The sequence below is a fragment of the Muriicola sp. genome (assembly GCF_041567615.1).
Taxonomy (GTDB): Bacteria; Bacteroidota; Bacteroidia; order Flavobacteriales; family Flavobacteriaceae; genus Muriicola.
Window position 1 is genome coordinate 1 of sequence record NZ_JBFGBM010000096.1, and the last position, 10,002, is coordinate 10,002.

The 10,002-nt window shown below is 49.2% G+C and carries 9 protein-coding genes and 1 pseudogene; 6 read left to right on the plus strand and 4 right to left on the minus strand.

Annotated elements, in window-relative coordinates:
* Positions 1-308: 308 nt before the first annotated feature.
* The 5 genes from ABYP73_RS07945 (at position 309) to ABYP73_RS07965 (ending at position 4,857) form a co-directional block, all read left to right on the plus strand.
* Entirely contained in the window at positions 309-1,112 is an 804-nt protein-coding gene (locus ABYP73_RS07945; protein WP_372945823.1) for a sulfite exporter TauE/SafE family protein, read from the plus strand.
* A 141-nt stretch (positions 1,113-1,253) separates the two neighbouring features.
* A complete protein-coding gene (locus tag ABYP73_RS07950) occupies positions 1,254-2,669 on the plus strand; it encodes a rhodanese-like domain-containing protein (protein ID WP_372973965.1) in 1,416 nt (471 codons plus the stop codon).
* Between the two features lie 88 nt (positions 2,670-2,757).
* Entirely contained in the window at positions 2,758-3,102 is a 345-nt protein-coding gene (locus ABYP73_RS07955; protein WP_372973966.1) for a rhodanese-like domain-containing protein, read from the plus strand.
* A gap of 28 nt (positions 3,103-3,130) precedes the next feature.
* Positions 3,131-4,156: a DUF3365 domain-containing protein gene (locus ABYP73_RS07960; RefSeq protein ID WP_372973967.1), complete on the plus strand. Its 1,026-nt coding sequence runs from the start codon at positions 3,131-3,133 to the stop codon at positions 4,154-4,156.
* A 20-nt stretch (positions 4,157-4,176) separates the two neighbouring features.
* The gene (locus tag ABYP73_RS07965; RefSeq protein WP_372973968.1) at positions 4,177-4,857 is read left to right on the plus strand and encodes an aspartate/glutamate racemase family protein; all 681 of its coding nucleotides are present in this window, start codon (positions 4,177-4,179) and stop codon (positions 4,855-4,857) included.
* An 18-nt stretch (positions 4,858-4,875) separates the two neighbouring features.
* Here the strand turns inward: ABYP73_RS07965 and ABYP73_RS07970 are convergent, their stop codons facing one another.
* The 4 genes and pseudogenes from ABYP73_RS07970 to ABYP73_RS07985 form a co-directional block, all read right to left on the minus strand.
* Entirely contained in the window at positions 4,876-5,751 is an 876-nt protein-coding gene (locus ABYP73_RS07970) for a sterol desaturase family protein (protein WP_372973969.1), read from the minus strand.
* Between the two features lie 3 nt (positions 5,752-5,754).
* Positions 5,755-6,702, minus strand: coding sequence for a sulfurtransferase (locus ABYP73_RS07975; protein WP_372946666.1), 948 nt, complete (start codon positions 6,700-6,702; stop codon positions 5,755-5,757).
* On the minus strand, positions 6,686-7,165 hold the full coding sequence (locus tag ABYP73_RS07980; protein WP_372973970.1) for a monoheme cytochrome C: 480 nt from the start codon (positions 7,163-7,165) through the stop codon (positions 6,686-6,688). Before ABYP73_RS07980 ends, ABYP73_RS07975 begins: the two co-directional genes overlap by 17 nt.
* A 2-nt stretch (positions 7,166-7,167) precedes the next feature.
* Positions 7,168-8,388, minus strand: a pseudogene (locus ABYP73_RS07985) (sulfite oxidase).
* A 251-nt stretch (positions 8,389-8,639) separates the two neighbouring features.
* On the opposite strand from ABYP73_RS07985, the gene ABYP73_RS07990 reads away from it, so the two are divergent.
* A complete protein-coding gene (locus ABYP73_RS07990; protein WP_372946073.1) occupies positions 8,640-9,902 on the plus strand; it encodes an FAD/NAD(P)-binding oxidoreductase in 1,263 nt (420 codons plus the stop codon).
* The last annotated feature ends 100 nt before the right edge of the window (positions 9,903-10,002 follow it).

Sequence of the window (10,002 nt, forward strand, 5' to 3'; positions counted from 1 at the left end):
AAAACGTGGAGTACAAAAAGTTTTGCGTTCAGTTGTTCACTCAACAGTTGGGCATAGTGAAAAGCCGGAATGGAATTATCCGAAAAATCTGTGGCATACAAAAGGGTTCTCATAAGGGCGGACTTAGGAATCTCCATCAAACTAGGGAATAAACCAATCTCATCCTATGATGATTGTCATATTCTCAAGAAATGTGGATAAAATTTATTTCAAACTGGCGGACACTTCCCGGGATCCGGTCACTGTAACCTGGGTTACGACCCGGGCGATAGGGCCAGCGTAATTTTGGAGCTCAAAAAAACAACATCTTGGAAATCACATCAATTTTAGGTTTTATCGGGGCTCTGATCATAGGGATCGTACTCGGCCTGATCGGAGGAGGGGGATCGATCCTCACGGTGCCTATTTTCGTTTATCTCCTGGGGATCAATCCGGTTGTGGCCACCGCCTATTCCCTCTTTGTGGTGGGCGTCTCTTCACTTACAGGGGCTTTGCAGAACATGAAGAAGAAGCTGGTCGATTTCAAGACGGCCATCGTCTTTGCTATGCCTGCATTTATAGCGGTCTACCTCACCAGGCGATTCCTGGTCCCCTCCATACCGGAGGAACTCTTCCATATCAATGGCTTCCTGGTAACAAGGGATATCGGAATCATGGTGTTCTTTGCCATCATTATGCTGCTGGCATCCTACTCTATGATCAAGGGCAAATGTGTCAATTGCGACGATGAAGACGCCGAGATCCACTACAACTACCCCATGATCATTCTCGAGGGATTAGTAGTGGGGGTCATCACGGGTATTGTCGGCGCCGGTGGCGGATTCCTGATCATTCCCGCTCTGGTAATGCTGGCCAGACTTCCCATGAAAAAAGCAGTAGCCACTTCCCTGCTGATCATAGCCATTAAATCCCTGATCGGTTTTATAGGGGATGTGGAGACCATGGAAATCGACTGGTACTTCCTGCTCAGTTTCACGGCCTTCTCCCTTATAGGTATCCTCGTGGGGGTATGGCTCAACAAGTTTATAGAAGGGAGCAAACTCAAGAAATCATTTGGCTGGTTCACCCTCCTGATGGGCATTTATATCCTCGTAAAGGAGATCTGGTATTAATTTTTTCAGGACCTGACAAAAGTCATTGGAATGCTGCAGCCCTAAAGCCACTTTTGTAACATAAGTCACGATGCAACCCGTCCGATCTTTCTAATTTTAAGGAAGTTAATGTAATTACAAGTATTTAAACCACAGTAAAATATGAAGATAGAACAGATTTATACCGGTTGTCTCGCACACGCAGCCTATTACCTGGAAAGCAAGGGTGAGGCTGCTATTTTTGACCCCCTCAGGGAGGTGGGCCCCTATATAGATAGGGCCAAAAAGGATAAGGCGAAGATCAAATATGTTTTTGAGACGCATTTCCACGCCGATTTTGTGAGCGGACATCTCGACCTTAAGAAAAAGACGGGAGCTGAGATCGTTTTCGGGCCTACTGCCAAGCCCGGCTATAAAGCCATCGTTGCTGAGGACGGACAGATCTTTAAAGTAGGCGATTACCAGGTGAAAGTGATACATACCCCCGGACACACGATGGAGAGCACCACCTACCTGCTGATCGATGAGAAAGGCAGGGAACACGGTATCATTACCGGCGACACCCTTTTCATCGGTGATGTGGGCAGGCCCGACCTTGCCCAGCACGTGATCTCTGAACTTACGGAAGAGAAACTGGCAGGACACCTGTTCGATTCCCTGAGGAACAAGATCATGACCCTGCCAGACCACCTGATCGTCTACCCTAACCACGGAGCCGGATCGGCCTGTGGAAAGATGATGAGCAAAGAGACCACGGACACCCTTGGCCACCAGAAAAAAGTGAATTACGCCCTGCGTGCAGACATGACTAAGGAAGAATTCATTCAGGAATTACTGACCGGTCTTACCTCGCCTCCCGGCTATTTTCCCCAAAACGTGCTCATGAACATCAAGGGGTATGAAAGCCTGGATACCGTGATGAAGCGGGCAGAGACACCCATGTCACCCGAGGCCTTCGAGGTTGCTGCCAATGAGACCGATGCCCTGATGCTCGACACTCGTGACGCCGCAGATTTTGCCAGGGGACATGTACCCAATAGTATCAATATCGGACTCGGAGGCAGTTTCGCACAATGGGTAGGGGAGATGATCCCCGACGTGAAGCAGCCTATCCTCCTGGTCACCTATCCCGAAAAGGAAGTAGAGGCCATCACCCGGCTTTCAAGAGTGGGATATGACAATACCATAGGGTTTCTTAAAGGCGGTTTCGAAGCATGGAAAAAGAGCGGGAAGGAATTTGGCACCCAGGGCCGTTTGACCGCTGTTGAACTCGAAAAGGAGTACAGGAATTCAGCACCCCTGTTGTTCGATATCAGGAAGAAGAGTGAATTCGACTCGGAACATGTGATCGGTGCGGTCAATATTCCCCTGAATGAGATCAACAGCCACCTGGCACAATTCCCGAAGGACAAACCCTTTATCCTTCATTGTGGAAGCGGATACCGCAGTATGATCGCGGCCTCCATACTACAGCAAAGAGGATGGAGCCATTTCCGCGACGTCTCAGATGGCTTCGACGGGATCAAAGAAACAGGTATGGAGAGATCAGAATATATCTGCCCCACCACCTTATTGTAGAATTAGTTTTTTTTGGTTGGATTGTTGAGGGGGGCAGTGCTCGTGAAGAGGCTGGCCCCCGGCATCCAGAGAAGATAAATGAGATACCATGTCTATTATAAACAAAGTATTAGGGCCTAAAACCGGGTTCTCTGAAAAGATAGAGATACTAGGGGTGGAGGAGTATAAAAGGGCCGTCAACAACAACAACGTGCAACTGGTAGATGTAAGGACACCCCGGGAATTCAGGGGGGGTCATATCGCGAGAGCTGTCAACATTGACTATTTTAGGGAAGCTGATTTTGAAAAAGCCTTCGATGAACTGGACAGGAACAAACCGGTATACCTCTATTGCCGGTCCGGTAACCGTAGCCTGAAGGCAGCCCGCAAGCTCGTCTCCATGGGGTTCGAAAAGGTATACGACCTTCAGGGAGGCATTCTGAAATGGAAATAACGCTTAATGCCTGAAACACTTCTGATACATGAGGATCTGGATCTTATTGCTTTTCACTGTTATCTTCCTCTCTTGTAAGGATGGGAAAAAGAACGATATGGTCCCGGTGGGAGAAGCCGCTCAGCTGGAGATGGAACAATCCCGCGCACACGGAAAACAGATCGTTGAAAGAGAGTGTTATATCTGCCATGATCCAAAATCCACTGAGACAGCCATGATCGCTCCTCCCATGGTCGCTGTCAGGTCACATTATCTGGATAAGAAAACCACCCGAGAGCAATTCACACAGTCTTTAACGAACTGGCTTAACGATCCACAGCCTGAAAAGGTAAAGATGAAAGGGGCATTCCGAAGGTTTGGGATCATGCCCTATCAACCCTATTCCGTTGAAGACATAGAGGATATTGCTTCCTATCTCTATGATTCGGAATTACCCCAGCCCGACTGGTATGAGGATCACCGGCGAAAACGTCACGGCGAGGGGATGGAAAAGATGACGGCCAAGGAGGGTGAAGATGAGGAGATGCCTTATTTTCCCAATGCCTCCTATTACTTCGAAAAAGGGGATGAGATCGCCGGCCTGGCCCAGGGGATATTGGGTAAGAACCTGGCGGGCGCTATACAGCAAAATGGAGTGGCGGGGGCAGTCTCGTTCTGCAAGCTCCGGGCAACGGGGCTTACAGACAGCGTTGGGATCATGAACAACGCGATCATCAAACGCGTTTCAGACAAACCCAGGAACCCTCAAAACCGGGCCACAGCGGAAGAAACCGGATATATCATCGCCTTCAGGAAACAAGTAGAGAACCAGGCTGCAAACCAGGGCAGGATCTTGCCGGTCCTCAAGGAAATGGACGAAGATGAGGTGTATTATTGCACGCCCATCACGACCAATGCCATGTGCCTGCAGTGTCACGGGAGGCGGGGACGAGAGGTACAGGAGCCTGTATGGACCACCCTGAAGGAACTGTATCCCATGGACGAGGCGACAGGCTATGATACCGGCCAGGTCCGCGGGATGTGGAAGATTCAATTTGTGAAGGAACTTCAGTAAATACAGGACTTGAGAAGATAATGAGAACTATCGGACTTATAGGGGGTACCTCCTGGCACTCCACCATAGCCTACTACAGGCTGATCAATGAAAAGGTTGGGGAGACCCGGGGGACCTGGAGTAATCCCGAAATGCTGATATACAGCATTAATATTGAGATCATGAGGGAGCAGGATCCCGACAGGATCAATGCCAAATACCTGGAGGTTTCTAAGGTCCTCCAGAAATCCGGGGCCGAAGCCCTGGTGATCTGTGCCAATACGCCCCATATGGCCTATGATCATGTACAGCCCAGGATACATATTCCCATCCTGCACATCGCAGAGGCAACAGGAAGGAAGGCAGCCCAACTCGGCGCCCGAAAAGTAGGCTTGCTTGGGAACAAACCTACCATGACCCGGGGGTTTATCCCTGAATACCTGAACCGGGAATTCGGAATAGATACGATCATCCCACAGGGCGAAGCCCTCGACAGGTCGCACCATTTCGTGTCCAAAGAACTGACCCAGGGAAAATTTACGGAAGAAGCGAGGAAATTCTATCTCGGAGAGATCGCGGACCTCAAAACCCGAGGGGCAGATGCCATTGTACTCGGATGTACGGAGTTGCCGTTACTCATAAACCAGGACAGTACCGATATCCCTCTGCTGCCCACTACAGAACTGCATGCGAACATGGCTGCAGATTTTATCCTAAGCTGACGGGCATTAAAAAACCAATTACTTTTTAGGCTTGCCAAATCCATAGGCATTCTGGTGCAGGAAATCCCTGGGAAAATCCTCGTCTCCCTTAAAACCCAATTCAATGGTGCCGCTATCTTCGGGGATATAATTGGTCTTGAAAATATAATCCCATAAGCTCAGACTGATCCCGAAGTTCACGCCGTAAGACCCTTTTGGCAAGGTATAGGCGTGGTGGTACAGGTGCATCACGGGGTTGTTGAACAGATACTTGAGCGGCCCCCAGGTGATCTTGATGTTCGAATGGTTGAAATGACCTATCGCGATAGCGGCAAAATGGACGATATAGGCCTGAGAAGGTTCAAATCCCCCCAGGATCATCACTCCGAAAACTTTTAGCGGTTTATACAGGATATTTTCCATCCAGTGGTACCGCAGATGGGCCGCAAAGCCCATTTCCTTCACGGAATGGTGCACCTTGTGGAAGTTCCAGAGGAAGGCGTATCTGTGCAGCAGGATATGCGTGAACCACTGTACAAAATCGAGAACCACAAAAAAGATGAGCAATTGTAACCACATCGGATAGGCCGAGATATCGATGACGGACAGGCTTTTGGTCGTGATCCCGACATCCTTGAAAAAGACTTCCAGCAACTTGTAGAATCCACTGATCGCAATGGAGAACATAAAGAAGTTGAAAAACATGTAAAAGGCATCCAACCAGAAATCCTTTCGGAAGATAGACTGTTCCTTTCGCCAGGGGAACAGGATCTCCAGTACCCATACAAAGAGGGAAATAGCGATCAGGCCCCAGAAATAATTGGTATACCAGGGTACCTCGAAGATGATGGACTTCCACGTCCACTGAACGCTGCCATTAAAAGCACTAACAAAGGCGTTCCAATAATTTTCCATAGTCTATTTTTTTAATAAGGCGATCGAATCGGTTTCAATGGGGAGAAGGTCGTCATAACTCCATTCCACCCAGGAACCGTCATAATTCAGGACATACTTATAATCCAGCAATTGGGTCAGTACAAAGGTAGTATGTGAAGAGCGAACTCCGCTATGACAATACACGACAATGGTGTCCTCTTTTCCGGCCCCGAGTTTTGAGTATATCTTTTCCAGCTCCTCCCTGGGTTTGAAGGTGTGAGTTCCTGAATAGTCAATGGATTCTGCCCAGTCTATATGGACGCTCCCGGGAATCCTTCCGGCCCTTAAAGCCCCGCTTTTGAGGACTTTACCCCTGTATTCATCGGCGCTACGCGCATCCAGCAGGATAATCCCCGGCACATCGGAACTCAGGTATTTGAGCAGTTCTTCCTTTTCGATGACCATCGGTTGATCCGGCTTATCCGGAAAGTGGAAGACGGTAGGGGTGATTTCCGGTACATCCCGGCTTGTCTTTCGCCCCATCTTTTCCCAAAGGGCCAGTCCGCCATCGAGCAGGTATACCTGCTCAAAGTTGTATAATTTCATAAGCCACCAAAAACGGGAAGCATCCGGCGATCCCTTGTCATCATAAACCAGGATGGTATGCTTCTCAGAGATTCCCGCCTTCCCGAGACTTTCCGCAGTCTTATCTCTGTCGAGACGCATCCCCGGGTAAGGCATGGCTGCATCCTGAAAATGATTTCTGTAAAGCTGAATGGAGCCCGGGATATGGGCCCTTTCGTATTCCTCCGCCTTCCTGAAATCGACGATGACGATCCCGGGGTTTTCTGAAGAGAGCATGGGATTGTCATGGGCGATGAGGTGCTTGCCTTTCAGGATCGATTCTTTTTGAACAGCATCAGGCCGCTCCCTGCAGTTTACACTCAAAGCGAGGATCAAGAAAACAAAATGACTAATCTTCCAGTTCATACCATTGGATATCGGTCAGGATCTCTCGTCTCCCTTTCTTTTTTGGAGGATAGTTCGAGACCAGGTAGTTCACTATAATTTCTTCGTTCTTTCCGAGGTCCCACAGATTCTGTGTTTCCTGCATCCATCGGATCGTGGCGATCCACCGCTCCTCATTCATCCGGTTCTGTATGACCAGCTGAGCCGAATGGCAATTGGTACAGTTGTTCACGACGGTCATCAGACCTTCGGCCTCTTTAAGGCCCGTTCGTACGTGGATCCCATTCTCTATTTTGTCAAAATCGTCCTCTGTCGGTACGGCCACATACTCCTGAGGAACTTCTTTTTCCCTAAAAAATGAAAGGTCGGGGTCGTTCAGCAAATAGACCACTCCCAGGACCGTGATCACAAAAAGTATCAAAAAGGTTGACAGGAGCCGATAGATGCTCCGTATCTGTTCCCTGAATTTTTCTTTCTCCTCCATACTCAGGTAACCTTGATGGCGATTCTGTGACAGGCGTTGTTCAGGTAACCCTTGGGGTTCCATCCGGGAAGGAGCATAGGCTGACTTTTCCCTTTGGAATCGGTCGCCCTGGCCCAAATTTCATAATAGCCCTTTTTCGGGAAGGAAACTTCTGCACTGAAATGCTGCCATGCCAGTCGGTTTGCCGGTTTTTCCAAACTGCAAGAATCCCAGGAAGAACCAAAATCGATGGAATACTCCATTTTGCTCACTTCGAGTTCACCTGCCCAGGCGTGACCGCGTATATTCAGCTTTCGTCCCTCTTTGATCACAGCCCCGGAGCGAGGGTAGGTGATCAGGGATTTTACGGGCATGGATTCTATGATGCACATGTCCTCATCCTTCACTTTTTCGCCCGGAGCCACGGGATTACAAGGCATGCGATAGGCATCACCTGTCATTTTGGAACCGTCGTGAACACGGTCCCTGACGCTGATCCTCTGTACCCATTTACCCGAAACCGAGGCGGGCCAGCCTCCGGCTACCAGCCTCAGGGGATAACCGTGGGCCAGAGGAATATCCTGGCCGTTCATTTTAAAGGCGAGTAATGTCTCGTCCTGCAGCGCCTACGCCATGGGTGCACCTCTGGAAATGGGTTCCTTTCCGGGATCCCGACTCAGATGTACGTCTGCCGCGTGATAGCCAATGTAGATTGCTTTATCTGTATATCCCACATCTTCCAGGACATCTCTCAGCCTGACACCCGTCCATGTTGCACAGGAAACAGCACCGACGGTCCACTGATTGCCCTTTGCGGGTGGATCGAATTCGCTCCTCCCATTCCCCCCGCATTCCAGGGTGAGCTGATAGGTATGGGATCTGAATTTAGTTTTGAGTTCTGCCAGCGTATATGTTTTAGGATTTTTCACCGCCTCCCCGTCTATGGTAAGGGTCCATGATTTGACATCAATATCCTCTGGAATCAGCCCGTTGTTCCGGATAAACATGTATTTATTGGGAGTGACCTTATCATCGAGTAAATGGGCCTTGGCCTCCATATTCCAGGGTCTGTCATTGAGGATCACCATTTCCCTGTCCTTGCTAAAGAGGGTAAACGGGTCCGGGTCCTGCATGGCCAGGAGGGAATATCCTTCGGGTATCAAACGCCCGAAAACGATATCTGTACCCACGGCGGCTGTCAGGGTCCCGAGGGCTGTGTTTCTGATAAAATGACGTCTTTTCATAGGATCGATTGCGGATACAGTAAGAACCTTAAAGTTAGAAATATTCCCTGAGCTGTTGAGTGATACCGTATCATTTAGAGAGTTGATTCATCTCTGTTTCATGGAATTGACAAGGCTCATTCTTCTTTGTTACTTCCGTTCCGACGGTCAAAAAGTACTCAAGTTCCGGAAGTTGTATTGTTACCTATGTTACATTACACCTGGGAAGAATGGAGTACCTTGTATAGGTATTAAGATCAACAATCAATCCCATGAAGAAACACTATCAGATACTCGTCATCGGAGGGGGTACAGGAGGCATCATGACCGCTGCCCAGCTCATGAGGAAAAATAAAAATCTGGATATCGGACTGGTAGAACCGGCAGATACCCACTATTATCAACCTGCATGGACGCTGGTCGGTGCCGGTGCATATGACTACGGGAAGACGGCCAGGCCAATGGCATCCCTGATCCCAAAAGGGGTCGACTGGATTAAGGATTACGCCACAGCCCTCAAGCCGGAGCGCAATTCGATTTCCACAAAGAATTCAGGTGATATTTCCTATGACTATCTCGTCTTATCACCCGGGCTTGTCAATGATACCTCCCTTATAGAAGGACTGACGGAAGCCATAGACAAAGGGGTGGTCTGCAGCAACTACACGGATCCGGAACATACCTGGAAGGTGCTTCAGAATTTTAAAGGGGGTAATGCCCTGTTTACGCAACCCACCACCCCCATCAAATGCGGGGGTGCCCCTCAGAAGATGGCTTACCTGGCCGCTGACTATTTCAGGAAGAAAGGTATCCTGAAAGACAGCAACGTCATCTTTGCCACTCCCGGGACCGTGATCTTCGGCGTGCAGCAGGTCAAGGAGACCTTGCTGAAGGTGATAGACCGGTACGGGATGCATTTCAGGCCGTATTACGCTCCTTTCAAGATAGACGCGGAGAACCAGATCGCCTACTTTAATTATACGGCCCCTGCTGATAAGCGCGTGCCCGTTGAAGAAGGCAATAAGATTGGCGAGGCCATCGATGATAAGGACGTAATCAGCATACCTTTTGACATGCTCCATCTCGCCCCGCCCCAGACGTCGCCCAAATTTGTCAAGGATTCGGTGCTGGTCAATGATGCTGGTTGGGTTGAAGTAGATCACTATTCCCTCCAGCACGTCAGGTTCGCCAACGTATTTGCTATGGGAGATGTAACCGCTCTGCCTACCGCTAAAACCGGTGCGGCTATCCGGAAGCAGGTTCCTATCGTGGTTGACAACCTGTTGAGCCTGATAAAGCAGGAAGCAGTGAAGAACCACTCCTATAACGGATATTCTTCCTGTCCGCTGGTTACCGGTTACGGGAAAATGGTCCTGGCTGAATTCGACTACAAGAACAATTTTACCCCTGACCCCAAATTGAAACAGATGCTCATCTTTGACAGTTCAAAAGAGCACTGGAGGCTGTGGATACTGAAAAAATACATGCTGCCCTATCTGTACTGGAATAAGATGATGAAGGGCAAGGAGGTATAGTATTGGTATGTAAATACCATGTGTGAAGGATGGCAGGTGGTCTTTGGCCATCTGCTTTCTGTTTGTCATTATTTGATAGGCAAACCTTACCTTAGCGGGA